We start from the raw sequence: 20935 nt of genomic DNA on the forward strand, positions 1-20935 counted from the left end.
TCAAAACAGACAGCCATAATTTGGCAAAGGTTATTTATATATTTTATACGTAAATTATCCCTGCGTAATTCTTTATGATCCACAATTTCAGGTGAATTATTTTGACTCTTAATTAGGTCAATGACTTATGTCTTGTATCAGAGTGTAACTATGTGAATTGGATCATGTTGTAAACTTTTTATTCCGGCATAACAAGCTTTCAGCCTATATTTGACTGGCATTTAATATTTCAAAAAATGAAATATTCATTTATTTCAGTATTATTGGCGCAACCAAGAATCTTAAAAACGTCGTTCCGGTTTGAAGCTGGCTATGGCCATCACGGAGAACAGCAGGGTGCTGAGGGTGACAACCCAGAAGGCGAGGGCACTGAATTCGCCATATAGGGCAAAACGTATGAGTTCAGTGCCGAAGGTGAAGGGGTTATAGCTGCAGATAAGGTAGAGCCATTGGCTGGCTTCCTGCATTTTCCATAGCGGGTAAAGGGCTGAGGACATGAAAAACATAGGAAAAATGACAAAGTTCATCACTCCCGCAAAGTTCTCCAACTGACGAACCCAGGCGCCGATAATCAAGCCAAGGGTGTTAAGCATCATGGCTGTCAGCAACATTGCCGGGAGCGCACACAGGTAACCTGTCAGAGGCGCTTCAATGCCGTAAAGCCAGGCAAACAGCAAAAATGCCGAGGCTTGTAGCAATGAGATAAGCGCCACAGCGACCACCTTGGATAGCAACAGAAAACCACGGGGCAATGGGCTGACCAGCAGTACCTTCATGCTGCCCATCTCTCTGTCATAGACCATGGACAGCGAGCTTTGCATACCGTTAAACAGCAGCACCATGGCGCACAGCCCCGGCAATATATACTCTTCATAATTTATATAGGTTTCGTAAGGCTCAATAATGGCGATGCCAAGTGCAGCCCGGAACCCGGCAGCAAATACAATCAGCCAGAGTAATGGACGAACCAGCGCGCTGAAAAAACGGGATTTTTGCGACCAAAATCGCAGTAACTCGCGCTTGCAGATGCCGCTGAATCCATACCAGTAAATCATGGCCTCGGCTCCTCGGTCAGGTGGGCAAACAGCTGCGGCAGATCCTGTAAATCATGGTCAGCAATCAGTGCCTGGCATTGGCCGTTGGCGAGCAGTTGCCCCTGATGAAGTATCAGTAGCTGGTCTTCTGCTCCCGGTTCGTCCAACAGGTGAGTTGCCCAAAGGACTGCTACCCTGTGTTCGGCGCAATACTCCCTCACCGTTTGCATCAGGCTTCTGCGGCCTGCAGGGTCCAGCCCGGCACTGGGTTCATCCAACAATAGAATGGCAGGTGAGTGCATCAGGGCTCTGACAATCTCCAGTCTGCGTTTGTGGCCCGTGTTAAGTGTACGGACCTTGTCCTGCAGTCTGTCGTCCAGGCCGAAGTGAGACAGCAAAGGGATGGCCTGGGCTAAGCTGGATGATGCGTTGAGCCCGTGTAGTGCGCCGAAATAGCAGAGATTCTGGCTGACGTTCATATCCATATCCAGGGTATGTTGCTGAAAGACCACTCCCAGTTTGGCGTTTGCCCTGTGGCTCAACTGTTTCAGCGGCTCATCGGCGAAGCGGATTTCGCCCTGCTGCTGACGATAGAGCTGCGTCAGCAATGCAAACAGTGTGGACTTCCCGGCACCATTGGGACCCAGCAACATGGTGATGCCGGGGGAGAGGTTAAAGCTGATATCCCTCAGTGCCTGCCGTTGCCCATAGCTGAAACTGAGTTTGTCGACCTTCACTGAAGCCTGGGAGTCATTCATCTGCGATTGCGACTCCCCAGGGGAAACGTCCAACTTTGATGGATTTGATCACCTTAAGCCGGTCAACATCGATAACAGAAACATCGCCACTGACCCCATTGGTGGTAAACAGCATTTTCTCATCCGGTGTCATGGTTATTTGCCAGACCCGGCGGCCCACCAGCAGATAATCCAATACCTCAAGGGTTTGTTGATCCACTATAGCCACATGGTTGGAGGGGCCCAGTGCCACAAAGGCATATTTGCCATTTTCTGTCAGGCGGATACCCACAGGCTGCACTTTATCGGCATGAACCCCTTTGGGGGAAAAATGGATCTTTTTAATTTCTTCGCGACTGTTGGCGTCGAACACTGACACTGTGCCGCCAATCTCGGCGCTGACCCACAGCTGTTTGCCATCGGCGGTGAATTTGGCATCCCGGGGACGGGCATCCACCAGAGAGTTATGGATATTTTCATTGGTTCGGGTGTCTATCCAATGGGCCATATTGGAGGTTTCTGAGGTGACAATCAGGGTATTGCCGTCAGGACTGATGCCAACCCCCTCCGGTTCCAGGCCCACGTCAATCTGGGTAATCACTTTGCGGCCCGGGATATCTATCACTGTCAGCAGAGCATCATCCTCATTGGCGGCATAGAGCCAATCACCATTGGGGTGCAAAATAAACTGCTCAGGGTCTTCTCCGGACGGCAGTTCACCGACTATCTGACCCGTTGCCCGATCCAGTATCTGTATGGTGTCGGATTCGCTGGCACAGATATAAAGATACTTCTGATCCTTACTGAGAATAATGCCTCTGGGTCTGTCACCCACCAGCCAGGTATCCACCACTTCCAGGCTATCAAGATCGATAACACTGACGGTGTCATCCTTCTCATTGGATACATAGACCTGTCCCGCCCAGGACAGGCCGGGTAGCAGTAGCGCGATAAGGCAGAGTTTTTGTAAGGATTGTAAGTACATGGGTTACTCCTGACTGGCTAAAGTACAGCGGCTTTCCCTGCGGTCAGCTCCCAGGGTATCCATCTCATTTCTGGGGTGTAAAAAGCCCTCAAAGGGGGCTGTTGCCACCAGTGCCTGTTGATTGAACAAAGGCACTGGTTGCCTGAGTTGACCACTCCAGGGGCGGAAGCTCAGCTTTCTGCCTTTATAGCCCGCTATGTAGAAACCTGGATGTAACATGGCAGCCAACAGCTCTGCCCCCTGAGTACTGCGGGTCTTGGTCATGGCTTCCGACAGCGCCCGTATGGCAATCCAGGCGTTGTAATCCCTGGCTGTCATCGGCCTCTGGTTATCTTTGAAGAAGCGGTTTTGCATCTGTACTGCGCCCCAGGCCTCAATTACCTGACTCCACTCACCGGCTTCAAGCCCGTGGGTACCGACAACGGGTCTAGGCAGAAAAGTGTTGTAGGGCAGCAATTGGCCAAACAGGTTGCGGGTGTCTGCAACCCACACCAGATCATACTCTGGCCCCTGGGTAAACGCCTGCAGCTCTTTCCCGGCGACACGTCGAAGATCTGTGTCAAAGCTCCAGCTCTTTTCAGCCACCAGCTTATGCCCAAATTTTTTAAGGCTGGCTTTGACGGCCTCGGCATACTTTTTATCAGACTCTGAATCTCCCTTGACCAACATCACCTCAGACAGACGACGGCTGCGCAGCCATTGGGCCAGGGCATCGGTTTGCATACTGAAGCTGGCAGCCGTGTGCAGGGTATTGGCAAGGCAGGTTTCTGTTCTGAGGCTATCTTCGCGATTGCCTGTGTTGATCAGGATAAGCTCCTCTGGAAGGGCCTTTCTGAGGGCCAGAAGAGCTTGAGTGTCAGCGTCCACCAGGAGTATCTGAACACCGTCAGCCATCCATTCCTTTGCCTGGCTGATAAGGGCTTGTTGGTCGTCAAGCTGAGCCATATTGAGATTAATACCGAGGCCCAGAAATTTGCCGGTGCGGTTGCTGTCTTTGGCTGCCTGCAGTGCTCCCGCCAACCCTTCACCCTCATTTGGTTTTAAATAGTCCGGAACGGCGGAGGGGATTTCAGGGGACTGCACCAGAACCCCCACTTTAAGTTCATTAATCTGACTGTTGGCGTTGACGAAGAAGGAGAGTAGCAATGACATAGAGCAGGCCAGCAAAGGAAGGATAAATCCTGAAGATAATTGGCTTGCAAAGGGCATTGGCTGGCACTCTGTGTCGCGTGATGGTGAATCCACTCTATTGATTACACTAAAAGAATTCAAACCTACCAAAGCAGGGGACGACGCTTTTCCGCCTAAAGGATGAGACGCTAACCCGCTTTGGTATCATTGGGTGGCTTGTTCATATTTTCTACACTGGCTAAGCGCCAACCTTGCCAAAGAGCAGCTGGCGATAACCTTGGTTAACAGATCAGAGAAAGAGAATATGAAGCAGCTAAAGACAGCCAACCCCAGGGGAATAAGAACCATCACTATGGCGGGCCTTGCTGCCCTGATGCTGACCAGCGCATATGCTGTCGCCCATGGAGATGTTACGCCTCAGTCTATCGATACCAGCGCTTTACCCAACCTGGGTGAAGATTGGCATGAAACCAATCCCTACCGCGAAGAAACCGGTGGTGCCCGGGATGAAATTCTCAGAGTTGGCGCATCAGCCTATAACCAGAATTGCGCCCGTTGCCATGGTCTGGAGGGAATATCCGGTGGCATTGCGCCTGATCTGAGGATTTTGCCTCCCGATTACGACGGTGATGAGTGGTATGTGTACCGGGTACAAAATGGTGCGGTGCGCAATGGCGCCGTATATATGCCCAAGATGACAGAGCATTTGAATCAGGAAGCCCTGTGGGCGATTCGAACCTGGCTGGAGTCTGTAGCCCCGGAAGATCTATAGCCGGGGTGATAAATGCATAAACTGTTTCTTCAGGTGCTGGCGGCATTGTTGATGTCGCTGGCATTCTCTTTTTTCGCCAGCAGCCGCAGCTACGACGATATAGTCGACAGCGGTGTCCTCAAGGTCGCCCTTTATCGCGACTTTCCTCCCTTTTCCTATATGCAGAATGGTCAGGCCAAAGGCCTGGATGTTGAGCTGGCCAAAGCGCTTGCTGAAGGTATGCAGACACGGCTGGAAATTCTGTGGGCAACACCGGGAGAGAACACGGGGGATGATTTGCGTCAGTACCTGTGGAAAGGCAGCAACCTTCACACCACAGACGGAACCCGGGTGAAAGCCGATGTGATGTTGCGTATTCCCTATGACAAAGCCTATGCCCAGCAAAGAGACGATACCGGGCGTCTTGCCCATGAATTGGTGCACATGTTTGGACCCTATCATCAGGAACGTTGGCAACTGGCCTTTAATCCGAAAAAGATAGAGGACGTGCCTACCATGGCGGTATTCCAGTATCACCCAATAGGCGTGGAAATCGACTCAGCCCCCCAGTTTTTCCTGACCACAGCTTTCGGTGGCCGTCTTCGTAATAACACCCGCAGCTTTGCCGATCTGCCTGGCGCCTGGGATGCCATGTCTAAGGGCGAGGTAGATGCCGTGATGGGCATGCTGTCCCAGATACAGTGGCTGGACAGCCGGGATCCGGGTAAGGGGCAGTTGGCTACCCGAACCTACCCTCTGTTCGGTAAGCAGACCTGGGAGTTGGGGATGGCGGTAAAGGATGACTATCGACAGCTGGCATACGCTCTGGAGGACATCATGCTGACGGCGCTGAAAGATGGTCGCATGGCGCAGTGGGCCAGTGATAACGGCTTTGAATACCGCATGCCGCCGCGTTATGAGGAGTCGCGCTGAACTACTGGTTTCATTCTTTTGGATGAGTGCCAATGAATGAGTGATCCCTGACAACCGGCCAATGTTCATTTCAGCGGGCTGTTTTTAGCATGGAGTACTGGGAAAACAAATATGCCGGAGTTGAGCAGCATCGGGCATCTAAATTGAGAAACGATAACAATACGAGGTTCAATTATGGAGTCATTTACAAAGGCGGGCTTGCTGGTGTTTGCCATGACGGCATCCTCTGCGATGGCGGCCGGCGTTACCGATAAAGATCTGCTCAATGACCAGAAAACACCGGGCGATGTGCTGACCTATGGTATGGGGCTGAAGGCACAGCGCTACAGTGACATAGATATGCTGAACAAGGACACGGTAAAAGAGTTGCGTCCGGTCTGGGCCTTTTCCCTGGGGGGCGAAAAGCAACGTGGTCAGGAGTCTCAGCCCATGATTAAAGATGGGGTGATGTATGTCACTGGCTCCTACTCCCGCGTCTATGCCATTGATGCCCATACAGGGGATGAGATCTGGCAGTATGATGCCCGTTTGCCAGACGGCATTATGCCTTGCTGTGATGTGATTAACCGTGGTGTCGCCATGTATGATGACTTGGTGATATTCGGTACGCTGGATGCCAAGTTGGTGGCGCTGGATGCCAAGACAGGTAAGGTGCGCTGGAAGAAAAAGGTTGAGGACTACAAAGGTGGCTACTCAATCACAGCCGCGCCCATCGTCGTCAAAGGCAAGGTGATTACCGGGGTGTCAGGTGGTGAGTTCGGTATTGTAGGTAAAGTACGCGCCTACGACGCCAAGACAGGTGCCCTGGTGTGGGAGCGTCCAACCGTTGAAGGCCACATGGGATACATGTGGAAGGATGGCAAAAAAGTTGAGACAGGTATTTCCGGTGGTGCGCCGGGCAAGACCTGGCCTGCTGATCTCTGGCAGTCCGGCGGCGCAGCCCCATGGTTGGGTGGAACCTATGACCCGGATACCGACCTGCTGTTCTTCGGTACAGGTAACCCGGCTCCCTGGAACTCCCATATGCGTCCGGGCGACAACCTCTTCTCCTCATCCCGTCTGGCGATTGACCCTGATGATGGCAAGATTGTCTGGCACTTCCAGACCACGCCTCATGACGGCTGGGATTACGATGGTGTAAACGAACTGATTGCTTTTGACTACAAAGATAAAGGCAAGAAGGTTCAGGCTGCAGCCACCGCTGACCGTAACGGTTTCTTCTATGTGCTGGATCGCACCAACGGCAAGTTTATTCGCGGTTTCCCTTTTGTGGACAAGATCAGCTGGGCCAGTGGCCTGGATGAAAATGGCCGTCCCATCTTTGTTCCGTCCAATCGTCCCGGTAACCCTACCGATTCAGCAGCTGGCAAGCAGGGTAATACCGTCGTTGCTGCGCCGTCATTCCTCGGCGGTAAGAACTGGATGCCGATGGCGTACAGCCAGAAGACAGGGCTGTTTTATGTGCCATCCAACGAGTGGGAGATGGATATCTGGAACGAGCCTACCGCCTACAAGCGTGGTGCGGCTTACCTGGGAGCAGGCTTTACCATCAAAACCATCAATGAAGATTATGTTGGTGTGCTCAGAGCTATTGACCCCAAAACCGGTAAGATTGTCTGGGAATACCAAAACTACGCGCCATTATGGGGCGGCGTGCTGACCACAGCCGGTGGTCTGGTGTTTACCGGTAATCCAGAGGGCTATCTGCTGGCCTTTGACGACAAGACGGGCGAGCTGCTTTACAAGTTCAACACGGGTTCTGGCATTGTGGGCAGTCCGGTCACCTGGACCATGGATGGCGAGCAGTATGTCAGCGTCCTGTCCGGCTGGGGTGGTGCAGTACCCCTGTGGGGCGGCGATGTGGCCAAGCGGGTGAAGAACTTCAACCAGGGTGGCACAGTCTGGACATTTAAACTCCCGAAACAGTGATATGACTGCTGTTTTTTCAGGCCTGCCCAGTGCAGGCCTTTTTTTATGTTTTCTTAATTGGTTTCATGACATTACAGGGTTGTCATCCCGTTGACGGGAAAACTAAACCCAGCGTCATTCCCTCCAAAAGTATGAATTTTTCTCACCCAACGGCCAATAGAGTCGGAATTGTTGCTCTGCCTAGAATGAAGCATGGCTCCGGGAAGCCAGGGACGAGCCAAATTCAGGGCTTGCCGACACCTTTCCGTTTTGGCCATTTCGAATAACGCAATGAGGTGGAATCATGATTTATGCACAACCAGGGACCCCGGAGTCCAATGTCAGCTTCAAAACCCGTTACGAAAACTATATTAACGGCCAGTGGACTGCGCCGGCAGAAGGAAACTACTTCAAAAATCATTCACCGGTAAATGGCGACTTTATTTGTGAAGTTCCCCGTTCCACCGCAGCAGATGTCGATAAGGCGCTGGATGCTGCCCATGCTGCCAAAGATGCCTGGGCCGCGACCTCGGTTACCGAGCGTGCCAATATCCTGCTGAAAATTGCCGATCGCCTGGAAGCCAATCTGGAGCTGATGGCGCTGGCAGAGACCTGGGATAACGGTAAATGTGTTCGAGAAACTCTGGCAGCAGATTTGCCATTGGCAATTGACCATTACCGTTATTTTGCCGGTTGTATCCGTGCCCAGGAAAATGCACACAGCCAGATAGATAACGATACTGTGGCGTACCACTTCAACGAGCCTTTGGGGGTGGTTGGTCAGATTATCCCCTGGAACTTCCCACTGCTGATGTCTGCCTGGAAAATTCCACCGGCACTGGCTACCGGTAACTGTATTGTGCTTAAGCCTGCGGAGCAGACGCCGCTCTCTATCTGCCTGTTTCTTGAGTTGGTGGGCGACCTGTTGCCACCGGGTGTACTCAACGTGATCCACGGTATGGGCGCCGAGGCTGGTGCACCTCTTGCCAGCTCTAAGCGCATTGCCAAGCTGGCCTTTACCGGTTCCAGTGAAGTGGGTGGCATAGTGCTGAAAGAGGCTGCCGCCAATATGATCCCAGCTACTGTAGAGCTGGGTGGTAAGTCTCCCAACATCTTCTTCGAAGATATCTTTAATTATGAAGATGAGTATCTGGACAAGTGTCTTGAAGGGGCTGCACTGGCATTCCTTAACCAGGGTGAAGTTTGTACCTGCCCATCCCGTATTCTGGTGCATGAATCCATCTACGAGAAGTTTGTAGAGAAGCTGGTTGCCAGAGTGCAGACGGTGAAGCAGGGTAACCCACTGGACACCGACAGCCAGGTAGGGGCCCAGGTGAGTCGTGAACAGTATGACAAGATCCTCTCCTATATCGATATCGGTCGTCAGGAAGGGGCTGAAGTACTGATTGGTGGTGACAAAGGTGCAGCCGGTAACGGTCTGGAAGAGGGCTTCTACATTCAGCCCACCCTGCTGAAGGGCGAAAACAACATGCGTGTATTCCAGGAAGAGATCTTCGGTCCTGTAGTGGGTATTACCACCTTTAAGACGGAAGAAGAGGCGTTGGCGATTGCCAATGACAGCATCTATGGTCTGGGTGCAGGTCTGTGGACCCGTGATATGAACCGTGCTTACCGTGTTGGTCGCGGAATCGAAGCGGGCCGTGTTTGGACCAATTGCTATCATCTGTATCCGGCTCACGCGGCCTTCGGTGGCTATAAGAAGTCAGGTATCGGTCGTGAAAATCACAATATGATGCTGAACCACTACCAGCAAACCAAGAATCTGCTGGTCAGCTATAACCCATCTCCATTGGGCTTCTTCTAAGCTCATTGTCCCAATTCAAGCCGGCCCAGTGCCGGCTTGGTTTTTGGGAGGCCTGGCATGATACATATCCGCCTGCTGATCATCCTATGTGTGTTGCCATTCTCTGTGTTGGCACAGTGGATGGAAGTCACCCCTGAGGTTGCCAAACTCTTTCCCACTGCCACCCGCACTCAGGTTGCAGATGAGATGGGGCTGACCCCAGTGTTCCAACTGAACCAACAGTTAGGTTTTGTATTTGAGTCTGATGATCTGGTTAATTTCCCCGGCTTCTCCGGAGAGAGTATTAACCTGAGGGTCGGGCTGGATATGCAGGGAGTGATTCAGGGTGTGGAAATAGTCCGTCACCATGAGCCGATTTTCCTGCATGGCCTGGGTGAAGACCCGTTACTTGAGTTCATTGCCCAGTACGTCGGCAGGCAGATTAAGCACAGGTTCATTGTCGGCAGTCGTCAGGGCAAGATGGCAGATGGCCGGACCGTTTATCTGGACGGTGTAACCAAGGCGACTGTGTCTGTCATGGTGGTTAATGACACCCTGATTACAGCTGCCTCCAAGGTCGCCAGAGCTAAGTTACAGGGATTCGGGGGCGCTGAGGTATCCAGCCTGAAGCAGAATAATTATGAAGCTGCCAGTTTGTCGCAGTTGGCTGAGCAGGGAGCAATATTCCGCTGGCAAATGACGCTTGATGAAGCGGCTGATGCCCTTGATATTCACCCCGGACGCCTGGCTGATGTGACCAACACATCTGAAGATGAAGGCTTTATTGATATTCAGGCGCTGTTTGTATCCAGTCCCCTGATAGGCATTAATCTGCTCGGACAGCAGGAGTACCAGCGGCTGCTTGCAGAGTTGGCTGAAGGGGAGATCCCGGTTGTGCTCCTGTCCCGTGGTGCGTTCGATTTTGTCGGCGATGACTTTGTTGCTGGCACCTCTCCCAGCCGACTGGGACTACTGCAGAATGAGTTTGCTGTGGATTTGCGGGATATTGATTTCTACAGTTACTACTCACCCAGGGTCAGCGATGAGCTTGATGGTTACCGCAATATCCGGGTGTTTGTTATTCAGGGAAGCAGTGGCTTTGACCCTGCAAAGGTGATGGACTGGCGGCTGACCGTCAATCTCAGTAACAACTTTTTACTGCCAAGGCTGGGGCAGTTGAGTGAGCCGTTTCAGTTGCCTGAGTCGTTAACTGAGCCACCTCCTGAGGCCGAGGTTCCGCTGCCGCTGTGGATGCAGATTTGGCAGCAGCGGCTGACTGAAATCATCATACTCTCCATTTACCTCCTGCTGCTGGGGATACTCTTTAGCAAACAGCGCAGCTTGTCGGTCCGTTTTGGCCCGTACCTGCCTCAGGCCAGATTAGTCGCTCTACTGTTTACCATTGGCTTTATTGGTTACTACACCCAGGGGCAGTTGTCTGTGGTGAATATCTACACCTTGCTGTTGTCAGTGTGGAATGGCTTCGATATTCAGGTATTCCTGCTGGATCCCGTGATTTTTATCCTGTGGAGCTTTGTGTTTGTCTCTCTTTTTCTGTGGGGCAGAGGCTTGTTTTGTGGCTGGTTGTGCCCCTTTGGCGCTATGCAGGAGCTGGTGGGGCAGTTGGCAGTGAAACTCAGACTGCCACAGTGGAAGCCTGATGACAGACTGCATCGGCGACTTCAGTTGATTAAGTACCCAATGTTGTTGCTGCTGGTAGCCGTCTCTTTTTACAGCCTGTCCCTGGCGGAAACCCTGGCTGAAGTAGAGCCATTCAAAACTACAGTGACAATGAACTTTGTCCGCTATTGGCCCTTCATGTTATACGCCTTGCTGCTGTTGGCCGCGGGCCTGTTTATTCATAAGTTTTATTGTCGCTACCTGTGCCCTTTGGGAGCAGGGTTGGCGATATTGGGGCGCTTGAGGTTATTTTCCTGGTTAAGACGCAGAGATGAGTGCGGCCAGCCCTGCCAGTTATGTAACAAGCAGTGTCAGATTAAGGCCATTCATAGTGATGGGCGGATTGATTATGACGAATGTATTCAGTGTCTGGAATGTTTGGTGATTATTGATGACAGCAAGCGCTGTGTGGTCAGTCGATATGGCAACAAAAGCCGGAAACGCGCGTTAAATCAGAATACTGGCGTAAAAGTGGTAGAGATAAAGACGACATAATTCATCACAAAGTAGCATTTTACCCGCGCAGGGGGGTCAATATGCTTGATATTGAAGGCCGGACAGGCTTTTGGGTGTAAACGTCAAAAATGAAGGAGACTGACTATGTGGGTTAAGCCATCCTATCAGGAACTGCGTCTAGGATTTGAAGTGACGCTGTATATCAGCAACCGCTGAGTTTAAATCTGCCTCCGGCGCTATTGCCCCGGGGGCTTTTTCTATCTTACGCAAGCTAAAAACGGGGAGGATAAAGGATGCAGGTATTGGTAATGGGTTCGGCGGCGGGCGGGGGCTTTCCCCAATGGAATTGCCACTGTCCCATGTGTGTTGCCTGCCGACAGGGTACATCCAATGCACAACCCAGAACTCAATCATCCATAGCCGTCAGTCAGAACGGTGAGGACTGGGTGCTGATCAATGCCTCTCCCGATATTCGACAGCAAATTAATGCCAATCCTCAGATAGCCAAAGCAAATGGTCCCAGAGGCTCAGGTATCCGCTCAGTGATAGTCACAGACAGCCAGATAGACCACACCACAGGTTTGTTGATTTTACGGGAAGGATTGCCGCTGAATCTCTATTGCACTGAGATGGTCAGAGCCGACCTTACCCAGTCGTTTCCCGTTCTGGCGATGATGAAACACTGGCATGGCGGCTATCGCCATAATGAGATTAAGGTGAACCCCGTTGAAGCATTTGAGATTGAAGAAGTGGCAGGCTTGTCGTTTGAACCTGTGCCTTTAAAGTCCAATGCGCCTCCCTATTCGCCCCACAGAAACAACTACCATGTGGGCGACAGTATAGGTTTGAAAATTACCGACAAGGATACGGGAAAGGTGTTGTTTTACGCCCCGGGCCTTGGAGAGATAAACCGGGATGTGATGGCGGCGCTGGACAGTGCTGATTGCGCCATGGTGGACGGTACTCTGTGGCAGGATGACGAGATGATTCGGCTGGGGCTGGGCACCAGTTTAGGCTCAGATATGGGGCATTTATCGGTATCCGGTGACAATGGCATGCTCAAGCTGCTGGAGCCATTTACAGCACTGAGAAAAATCCTGATCCATATTAATAATACCAACCCGATTCTGGATCCTGACTCAAGTGAGCACGCTCAGGTACGTGCCGCCGGTGTAGAAGTTGCCTTTGATGGCATGTTGATCCAAGTGTAAGGAGAAAGGCATGCAGGCACCAATGACCCGGGAGGCATTTGAGGCAGCTTTAAAAGACAAAGGCCGTCTGTACCATATCCACCACCCTTTCCATCAGGCCATGTATCAGGGCAAGTGTACGCCTGAGCAGATCCAGGGCTGGGTGGCCAACCGTTACTACTATCAAATTAATATCCCAATGAAGGATGCGGCCATCATGGCCAATTGCCCGGACATTCATACCCGCCGCCAGTGGATTCAGCGCATTCTGGATCATGACGGCCACGAAAGTCTGGGAGAAACCCTGGGTGGCATAGAAGCCTGGCTGGCTCTGGGGGAGGCGGTTGGTCTGAGTCGGGAAGAGATTATCGATCAGCGTCACGTGCTGCCCGGAGTGCGCTTTGCGGTGGATGCCTATGTGAATTTTGCCCGTCGCGCCAGTTGGCAACAGGCGGCTTGTTCTTCATTGACCGAGTTGTTTGCCCCTGAAATCCATCAATCCAGACTGGATACCTGGCCACAGCATTACACCTGGATTGATCAGGCGGGGCTGACTTATTTCCGCCAGCGGCTGAGTCAGGCAAGACGGGATGTTAACCATGGCCTGGAGGTCACACTCGACTTTTTTGATACGGCAGAAAAACAGCAGCAGGCGTTGGAAATACTTCAGTTCAAGCTGGATATTCTCTGGTCCATGCTGGATGCCATGTCCATGGCCTATGAGTACAAAAGGCCACCGTTTCACACAGTGACTGATGAGCAGGTTTACCACAGAGGACTGCAGTTATGATCCAGGAAAATCAGGCTTATCAGGTTCATAAGCTGTTCCGTTTGCAATATGAGCCAGCGCAGAATGCCTGGGTGCTGCTCTATCCTGAGGGCATGATTAAACTCAGTGAAAGTGCCGGTGAGATCCTGCGTTTGCTGGATGGTGAGCGCACAGTGGCTCAGATGATCGCCGAGCTGCAGGCCAGGTTCCCCCAGGCAGATACCCTGACGGAAGATGTGACCGAGTTTTTGGGGGAAGCCCATGCCAAAAAGTGGATCTGCTGAGAATTCCATTAACCCACCTCTGTGGTTGCTGCTTGAGTTGACCTATCGCTGTCCGCTCAGTTGCCCCTATTGTGCCAATCCGGTTGATCTGGGTGACCCGGCTGATGAGCTGTCTACCGAGGATTGGCTGAAGGTACTGGAGCAGGCCAGAGCCATGGGAGCCGTGCAGCTGGGCCTGTCCGGGGGGGAGCCGCTGCTGCGTAAGGATTTGGAGGTGATAGTTGCCAAAGCCAGAGAGCTGGGCTTCTACACCAATCTGATCACCTCAGGCATAGGCCTGACCAATAAGCGCCTTAAGGCCCTGAAGGATGCCGGGCTTGATCATATTCAGGTGAGTTTTCAGTCCGCCGATCCCGATACCAATGATGCCATTGCCGGTAAGCGAAAAGCCTTTGAGACCAAGCAGGAGCTGGCGCGGCAGGTTAAGGCTCATGGCTTTCCCATGGTACTTAACTTTGTGATCAGTAAGCAGAACATTGAGAACATCGATGCCATTATGCAGCTCAGTCAGTCGCTTGAAGCTGACTATGTGGAGCTGGCTACCGCCCAGTACTACGGTTGGGCACTGCAGAACCGGGATCAATTGATGCCCACGCTGGAGCAGGTTCGTACCGCCGAAGCTCAGGTGAATGCGGTGCGTGACAGTCAGAATGGTGTCGGTCCCAGGTTTATCTTTGTGACCCCGGATTACTATGAAACCCGCCCCAAGGCTTGCATGAGTGGCTGGGGAAATATCTTTTTGAGTGTTGCCCCTGATGGCCGGGCCATGCCCTGTCACAGTGCCGCTCTGCTGCCTTTGAGTTTCCCTAATGTGCGGGATTCGAACCTGAAGTCCATCTGGTATGAGTCAGAGCTGTTCAACAAGTACCGCGGATTTGACTGGATGCCTGAACCTTGTCGCAGCTGTGATGAAAAGGAGAAAGATTTTGGTGGTTGTCGTTGTCAGGCATTGCTGCTGACCGGAGATGCCGCCAATGCCGACCCCGTGTGTGATAAGTCGCCGCACCACCACAAAATAGTTTCAGCCGCTGAATCTGCTGCAGCCTGTCGCAATGGAGAAACTCTGGCGCGAACAGTGCAAAACAGCCAGATCATTATGCAAACCCGGGTGTAGGCGGGCTTTAGCGTGTCCAGCGGGTTGTCCACTCTTTTGCCTGTCTCTGCTGAGGCCTCATCCTGCCCTGAACGCTGGATAAAGCAGCGAACCCGAAACGGTCTGAGTCATTGGCACTGTCCCGTTATCCTTGGCAATGAGGACAATGAGCTGCTGGCCAGCCTGATTATTCCCACTCCGGCTTTTGATGACTCGGGGGCTGCCCATGCTCTGGAGCATTGGGTGCTCAGGGGCTCAGTGAAATATCCAGCCCCGGGTGAGTTTTTTAGCCTGAGGCAAAGCCTGAATTATAGTGAGTTCAATGCCAGTACCCAGAGAGACAGAACCTGTTTTCATCTGTCGACCACTGAGGTCAATGCCGGACTCACCATGTTGGACTACCTGCTTCATGCCGCCATTACTCCTCTGCTCCGGGATGAGGAGTTCAACAGTGAGATATTCAATCCTGACACTCAGCCTGCTGAAGAGGACGGCATAGCCTGTGATGACGGAGTGCTGTACCGGGAGATGTGCAGCTATATGGCAAAGGTAGATTTTGCACTGCAGCAGCAACTTCTGGCGGGCTCTTATTACGCTTATGGCGGCATGCCTGAATGTATCTCGCAATTGACCCCGGCTAGACTGAGGCAGTGCTTTAAACACTGGTATCGGCCTGAACTTATGACTCTGGTGACCAGTGGCCCCTGGCCAGCAGAAGAGATCGCCGCCATGCTGGAGCAGATGCACCATCTGTATGAAGTTAATGGCCAAAGTGACTTACAGGGTAATCATTCTGAACATATATCGACATTCCCCTTGCCCGGGATAAACCGGGCTATCTCCGAACATCTGGGCTCAGATGGGCAGACATCTTTACTGTTTTCAATCTCCTCTCTCAGTCGCTGGCAGCAAAAGGCATTTATTTGCGCGCTTAAGCATGCTGATACCACTGCAAGCCTCAACAGGATGGGGTGGCGAGTGCTGACAGATGACTCTTTACCTGTTATCCCCTTGGTATCGTTCGGGCAAGATGCCCTGCCGGGACCTGACCTCAAGCTTTGGCTGGCAGATATGTTGGAAGCGCAGCAGCAAAACTTCAGCGTGAACCAGTACTGGTATCGACAGGCAGAGCTGGAATCCCATGCTGAACAGAGCCGCAAATGGGGAAGGGGATTGGCAGCGCTTTATCGGCATATCGATTACCTTGCTCCCGCCCGCCTGGCAGGAGAAGCGGCCGATAAGGGTAACTATGACTCAGATAGCTGTAAGGACGATGACAATAAACGGACCGGCACTGAGTCTTCCCACGCAATCTTAACTACCAGAGAGGTCGCTCTGCTGATCCGCTGTAGGGGCAAGGAGCAAGACAAAGGTGAGCCCGGCAGCGCCGAGCTGATAGCAAGATGGCTAAAGGCTGCGCGGCAACAATTCGTGATATGGAGCCGTGAGAGTCTGACTCCCGCCAGGTGCGAGCTGATGGATTTTAGCCCCATGTCAGGGCTCATCATTCAATGTGAAGACAGGGATGCTGTCAGGGTGCAGAGCTATCTGGCCAGCTTGTGCAAACAAGCTTTGCCAATACCAGAGCCTGATGTCGTAAGTGAACTTTCAGGGGGCAGGGATCTGGCGGCAGCAGTCTCCCATATCCGTCACTATCTGAGCCCGGCTTCAGGTCACAGCCCGGATAGACAGAGCTATCCCAGTGGCATTGCACTGCAGAGCCTTAATACCCATGGATGCTGGTTGGGCACAGAGCTGGCGCTGGTCAAGTTGCTCCCTGGGGCAGGCACTTCAACCCAACCCAAAGAAAGGTTCTCAAAGTCAGACGCAAGCCAAACCACGACGGGCAAGAGGTTACAGGGCACCCTGGTTAGTTATTGCGGGCCGGGGTTTGCTGTGCTTGGGGTAAAGGTGCCTGAGCTCGGGGGAGCAGCTGAACCCCTGGCCCTATATATGCTGGCTCATCACCTTCAGCATTCTTTGCTGCCATTGCGGGTACAGGGGCAGATATATGGCTATGGTTGCAGGGTGCTGCCCGAGATGGGGGTTGCACTTGTATATACCAGTTTGGACCTACATCCGGACCAGAGTGTGCAATTGATGAAAAACCAGCTCAGTGACTTGCCCACTGCTGAGATATTGTCCAGGCTGCTGGCCAGAGCAAATGGCGACTGGCAAAGGCAAAGTTCCGGCATAAAGGCGGATTGCTACCGTCTTGCCGGTGTGGAAATCAATCACTGCGACCATATGCCAATTGCTACATTGAAGCAGATGCTGGACAGTGAAATAACCTGGTTTGATGAAACAGGCCAAATACAGTGAGATGAGTATGGATCAGGAAACAGGCAAAGAGTCCGGGTTGGAGAGTCCACTGATAGAGGTGGCATCCAGTATCCACAATGATGCAGCAAAGGCGGCAGCTGAGCTGGCTGCCGGTCTGGACAGGCCGGACCTGGAGTTTGTACTGTTTTTCTGTTCAGCCTCCTATGATCTGCCTGAGCTGGCCAAAGAGATGGAAAGCCGGTTTGTCGGTCGAAAAGTGGTGGGTTGTACCACATCCGGCGAGATCACTGAGCGGGGCTACAGCAAGAACAGCATTCTGGCACTGGGATTCAGCAATCGCGCCTTCACTCTGGAAAGTGAACTGCTGCCACTGGATAACTTCTCACTGAACCAGGCTCAGGCCTGTGTGGCTGAACTGGTTAATGGCTGTAATCAAAGAGGAATTGCGCCCGTTGCAGGCAACAGTTTTGTCCTGACTTTGATCGATGGACTGTCTCCCAAAGAGGAGCTGTTTCTGGCGATACTCAATGCCGCACTGGGCAAAATCCCCCATTTTGGTGGCAGTGCAGGGGATGACGTCAACCTTGCCTATACCCATGTCTATTGCAACGGTAGTTTCCATTCAGACTCGGCTGTGGTGGTCATGGTCAATACCATCTGCCCCTTCGAAGTATTTACCACCCACCATATCAAGAGTCTGGATCAGAAGCTGGTGGTGACTGAAGCCGACAGCGATAAGCGCCGGGTGTATGAGCTGAATGCCGAACCAGCAGCTTTGGTCTATGCCAGAGAGGCGGGGTTGCCGCTGGAAGAGCTGCAACCTGAAGTCTATGCGCTGCACCCTTTAGCCGTGCTGATTGGAGGTGAGTACTATATCCGTTCTATTCAGAAGGTGAACGACGACCTAAGCCTGGATTTTTATTGTGCCGTGGACTGCGGCATAGTGCTGACGGCCATGGAGCCTGGTGATCTCTACACCAGTGTCGAAGCCAAACTGACCGAGCTGCAGCAACAGTTTGGTGAAACTGAGATGGTGCTGGGGTGCGACTGCTTTTTGCGGGAGTTGGAGTCCGATAAGCGGGATCTGCACGATAAATTAAGTCGCTTGTACAAACGCTTTCGACTGGTGGGCTTCAATACCTATGGTGAGCAGCTTAACGGAGTCCATATGAACCAGACCCTGACCGGGGTAATGATAGGTAAGCCCGGCTCTCAAGTTCTGGAGGACGCTGATGAATAAGCGGGAGCTGGAGCAGGAACTCGAACGACTGAAGCAGGAAAATGCCCGCCAGAAAAAGATGATTCAGTCTTTGATTGCCAGGGTGGAGAACCGGGGCGTTAATAATGTCGACCCATATCATGCCTTTCAGTATTCCGTCGTGCTGGCTGAGCAGGTACGGGAGAAAACCGAAGAGTTGAATGCGGCTTTGATGGCACTGGAGCAGCAGAATGTGCAGCTCAGTCACGCCAACCGCCTTATCGGTGATGCCCAGCAGAGATTTGTGGATGCCATTGAGTCCATAAGCGATGGCTTCGCCCTGTTCGATGCAGACAGTCACTTAATCTACGCCAACTGTCGTTTGCAGAAATACCTCGCCGAGTTCGGCGTCAGTTTATCCCAGGGAGACAGTTTTTCCGGACTGAGGGCTCTGATTGATGACAGCGGCCTGATAAGAGATCAGGCGATTGTGTCTCAGGAACCCGGAGCCTGGGTTTATCAGGATGTCAGGGGCCGCTGGATGCAGCTGTTGGAACGCCGCACCATGGAGGGGGGACTGGTCCTGCTGCACAAGGATATCACCCTGATAAAGCAGGCCGAGGAAGCCCGATTTGCGGCAGCTTTGGCGGAGAAGTCACGCCTGCTGCAACTAATGGTGGATAACCTGTCCCAGGGGGTGGTGATGGTCAATGCCCAGGGGCTGGTGCAGGTGGTCAATCGCAGATTCTGTGCCATGACAGGGGGGAGCGAGCCCAGTTATTTGCTGGGGCGTAAGCTCACCGACCTGCCGGATTTGCCGCTGTCGCTCAATCCGGTCGACCCGAGAAAAGAGGTTACCACTCAGACACCAGATCTGGAGCACGTGATTGAAGTACGCAGCCATGCCCTGTCCATCGGTGGCTATGTGAATACCTACACAGATATCACCCAGAGTCACAGATACGCGGAAACCCTAAGGGAAAATGAGCGCTGGTTGCGTCTTATTACCGACAATGTACCTGCGCTTATCGCCTATGTCGGGGAGGATTTGTGTTTCCGGTTTACCAACAGGGCCTATGAGCAATGGTACGGCTTCGACAAAGGCAAACTCCTGGGGGAGCATATCAGCGTCAGTCGCAACGAGCAGGAGTTGCAGATGATGATGCCCTATGTGGAGCGTGCATTGGCCGGGGAGTCTGTCACCTTCGAGCTGAAGGAGCGTAACGCCCAGCTGCTGGATTGCTACATGATGAAGAGCTACGTGCCCAATATTGACGGCGACAGGGTAACCGGCCTGTTTGTGCTCAACTGGGATATCACAGAGAGCAAGCGCAATGCTGAGGCACTGGAGCAGTCCTATCAACATCTGGAACAAAGAGTCAGAGAGCGCACTTCGCAGCTGGAAGAGTTGAACCAGCAGCTATTGGCGGAAATTGGCGAGAGACGCCAGATAGAGAGCCGATTGCTTGAAGCCAAATCCGAGGCAGAGCAGGCTAACCTGTCAAAAACCAAGTTCCTGGCAGCTATCAGTCATGACCTGCTGCAGCCCCTGAATGCCGCTCAGCTTTACACTGGCTCATTGCAGGAGCACAGAATGTCGCCGGCCTTAAGGCAACTGGTGCAGTCAGTGGCCAGTTCCCTGTCGGATGTCGAATCCCTTATCGGCATGCTGGTGGATATCTCCAAGCTGGATGCGGGTATCGTCAAGGCCGACAAGCAGTCGTTCCGCCTTCATGACCTGTTGGACAACATTGCCAACGAGTTTGCCTACGCGGCAGAAGAGAAGGGGATTGAGGTGCGCTATGTGCGCAGTAACTCAGTTATCTACTCAGATTCTCAGCTGCTGGCCCGGGTGGTGCGTAACCTGATGAGTAACGCCATGCGTTATACCCAAAGTGGCAGGATTTTGCTGGGTTGTCGTCAGCAGGATAACGCCGTTGTAGTGGAGGTGTGGGATACGGGCGTGGGCATCCCCAAAGAGAAGCTTCAGGAGATATTCCAGGAGTTTAAACGGCTGGACCCCAGCCACAGTAAAACCCGTACCGGGCTGGGGCTTGGGCTGGCTATCGTCGATAAAATCTGTAATGTGCTTGGCCATCCCATCGCTGTGCGCTCCTGGCCGGGGAAGGGGTCGGTTTTCTCAGTCAAACTCCCCCGCAGTGGCGTCAGTCAACTCCCCAAAGAGGGGGAGCCTGTGCTGGCCATTCAAAGTGTGGCGCTGCAGGGGGCGCGGGTTTGGGTGGTGGATAATGACCAGAATATCTGCGAAGCAATGCAAACTCTGCTGGAGCGTTGGGGTTGCGAGGTGGTGACTGCCACTTCACTGCAGTCACTGCAAATCCAGCGGGATATCAATCGCTCACCGGTTGAGTTACTGATAGTGGATTACCATCTTGATAATGGTGAGAAGGGGACAGATTTGGCCCGTACTATCAATGGCGGCAGAACCCAGCATATTCCCACCCTGCTGCTGACGGCCAACCGCAGTGACACCCTTAAGCGGGAAGTGAGGGATTTGGGCTATCAAATACTGCATAAGCCCGTGGTACCTGTGAGGCTTAAGATGACCCTGATCCAGATGCTGGATAGTGGTCCCGAAAAGGTGAGTTTGTCGGGCTAGGCAAACACCTGTGCAATTTAAAAAGGGCCTGTTGAGGCCCTTTTTATCTATCGGGAGCCAGGGTTTCAGGAGCCAGGGG

The 20935-nt window shown here is 52.7% G+C and carries 17 protein-coding genes; 13 read left to right on the plus strand and 4 right to left on the minus strand.

Features of this window, described 5'->3' with window-relative positions; genetic code table 11:
- Positions 1 to 281: 281 nt before the first annotated feature.
- Genes L2725_RS02900 through L2725_RS02915 form a run of 4 tightly spaced genes read right to left on the minus strand, consistent with a single transcriptional unit; the run spans position 282 to position 3908 of the window.
- Positions 282 to 1055, minus strand: coding sequence for an ABC transporter permease (locus L2725_RS02900; RefSeq protein ID WP_249247559.1), 774 nt, complete (start codon positions 1053 to 1055; stop codon positions 282 to 284).
- Positions 1052 to 1792, minus strand: coding sequence for an ATP-binding cassette domain-containing protein (locus tag L2725_RS02905; protein WP_249247561.1), 741 nt, complete (start codon positions 1790 to 1792; stop codon positions 1052 to 1054). Before L2725_RS02905 ends, L2725_RS02900 begins: the two co-directional genes overlap by 4 nt.
- On the minus strand, positions 1785 to 2756 hold the full coding sequence (locus L2725_RS02910; protein WP_249247563.1) for a YVTN family beta-propeller repeat protein: 972 nt from the start codon (positions 2754 to 2756) through the stop codon (positions 1785 to 1787). Before L2725_RS02910 ends, L2725_RS02905 begins: the two co-directional genes overlap by 8 nt.
- 3 nt (positions 2757 to 2759) lie before the next feature.
- Positions 2760 to 3908, minus strand: a complete 1149-nt coding sequence (locus L2725_RS02915) for an ABC transporter substrate-binding protein (protein ID WP_249247565.1) — start codon at positions 3906 to 3908, stop codon at positions 2760 to 2762.
- Between the two features lie 331 nt (positions 3909 to 4239).
- On the opposite strand from L2725_RS02915, the gene pedF reads away from it, so the two are divergent.
- From pedF to L2725_RS02980, 13 genes are all read left to right on the plus strand, one after another.
- Positions 4240 to 4659, plus strand: coding sequence for a cytochrome c-550 PedF (pedF, locus tag L2725_RS02920; RefSeq protein WP_248934759.1), 420 nt, complete (start codon positions 4240 to 4242; stop codon positions 4657 to 4659).
- Positions 4660 to 4671: 12 nt separating this feature from the next.
- Positions 4672 to 5571 carry a substrate-binding periplasmic protein gene (locus L2725_RS02925; protein WP_249247566.1) on the plus strand — a complete coding sequence of 300 codons (900 nt, stop codon included), beginning with the start codon at positions 4672 to 4674 and terminating at the stop codon, positions 5569 to 5571.
- 213 nt (positions 5572 to 5784) lie between these two features.
- Positions 5785 to 7500, plus strand: a complete 1716-nt coding sequence (locus tag L2725_RS02930) for a PQQ-dependent methanol/ethanol family dehydrogenase (RefSeq protein WP_428985266.1) — start codon at positions 5785 to 5787, stop codon at positions 7498 to 7500.
- 283 nt (positions 7501 to 7783) lie between these two features.
- On the plus strand, positions 7784 to 9304 hold the full coding sequence (gene exaC, locus L2725_RS02935; protein ID WP_249247569.1) for an acetaldehyde dehydrogenase ExaC: 1521 nt from the start codon (positions 7784 to 7786) through the stop codon (positions 9302 to 9304).
- A 57-nt stretch (positions 9305 to 9361) separates the two neighbouring features.
- Entirely contained in the window at positions 9362 to 11458 is a 2097-nt protein-coding gene (locus tag L2725_RS02940) for a NosR/NirI family protein (protein WP_249247570.1), read from the plus strand.
- A gap of 105 nt (positions 11459 to 11563) precedes the next feature.
- Positions 11564 to 11635, plus strand: a complete 72-nt coding sequence (gene pqqA / locus L2725_RS02945) for a pyrroloquinoline quinone precursor peptide PqqA (protein WP_084267056.1) — start codon at positions 11564 to 11566, stop codon at positions 11633 to 11635.
- A gap of 77 nt (positions 11636 to 11712) precedes the next feature.
- A complete protein-coding gene (pqqB, locus tag L2725_RS02950) occupies positions 11713 to 12630 on the plus strand; it encodes a pyrroloquinoline quinone biosynthesis protein PqqB (protein WP_249247571.1) in 918 nt (305 codons plus the stop codon).
- A 10-nt stretch (positions 12631 to 12640) separates the two neighbouring features.
- Complete coding sequence (pqqC, locus tag L2725_RS02955) at positions 12641 to 13399, plus strand: pyrroloquinoline-quinone synthase PqqC (RefSeq protein WP_249247572.1); 759 nt, start codon at positions 12641 to 12643, stop codon at positions 13397 to 13399.
- The gene (gene pqqD / locus L2725_RS02960) at positions 13396 to 13662 is read left to right on the plus strand and encodes a pyrroloquinoline quinone biosynthesis peptide chaperone PqqD (RefSeq protein WP_249247573.1); all 267 of its coding nucleotides are present in this window, start codon (positions 13396 to 13398) and stop codon (positions 13660 to 13662) included. Before pqqC ends, pqqD begins: the two co-directional genes overlap by 4 nt.
- Positions 13640 to 14776 (plus strand): pyrroloquinoline quinone biosynthesis protein PqqE, encoded by a 1137-nt coding sequence (gene pqqE / locus L2725_RS02965; protein WP_249247574.1) that lies wholly within the window; start codon positions 13640 to 13642, stop codon positions 14774 to 14776. Before pqqD ends, pqqE begins: the two co-directional genes overlap by 23 nt.
- Positions 14777 to 14788: 12 nt before the next feature.
- Positions 14789 to 17077 carry an insulinase family protein gene (locus L2725_RS02970; RefSeq protein ID WP_249247575.1) on the plus strand — a complete coding sequence of 763 codons (2289 nt, stop codon included), beginning with the start codon at positions 14789 to 14791 and terminating at the stop codon, positions 17075 to 17077.
- A 7-nt stretch (positions 17078 to 17084) separates the two neighbouring features.
- The gene (gene nosP, locus L2725_RS02975; protein WP_249247576.1) at positions 17085 to 18278 is read left to right on the plus strand and encodes a nitric oxide-sensing protein NosP; all 1194 of its coding nucleotides are present in this window, start codon (positions 17085 to 17087) and stop codon (positions 18276 to 18278) included.
- Positions 18271 to 20856: a hybrid sensor histidine kinase/response regulator gene (locus tag L2725_RS02980; protein WP_249247578.1), complete on the plus strand. Its 2586-nt coding sequence runs from the start codon at positions 18271 to 18273 to the stop codon at positions 20854 to 20856. The genes nosP and L2725_RS02980 overlap by 8 nt, the downstream gene beginning before the upstream one ends.
- Positions 20857 to 20935: the final 79 nt, after the last annotated feature.

This window comes from Shewanella corallii, assembly GCF_023349125.1.
GTDB classification, from domain to species: domain Bacteria; phylum Pseudomonadota; class Gammaproteobacteria; order Enterobacterales; family Shewanellaceae; genus Shewanella; species Shewanella corallii.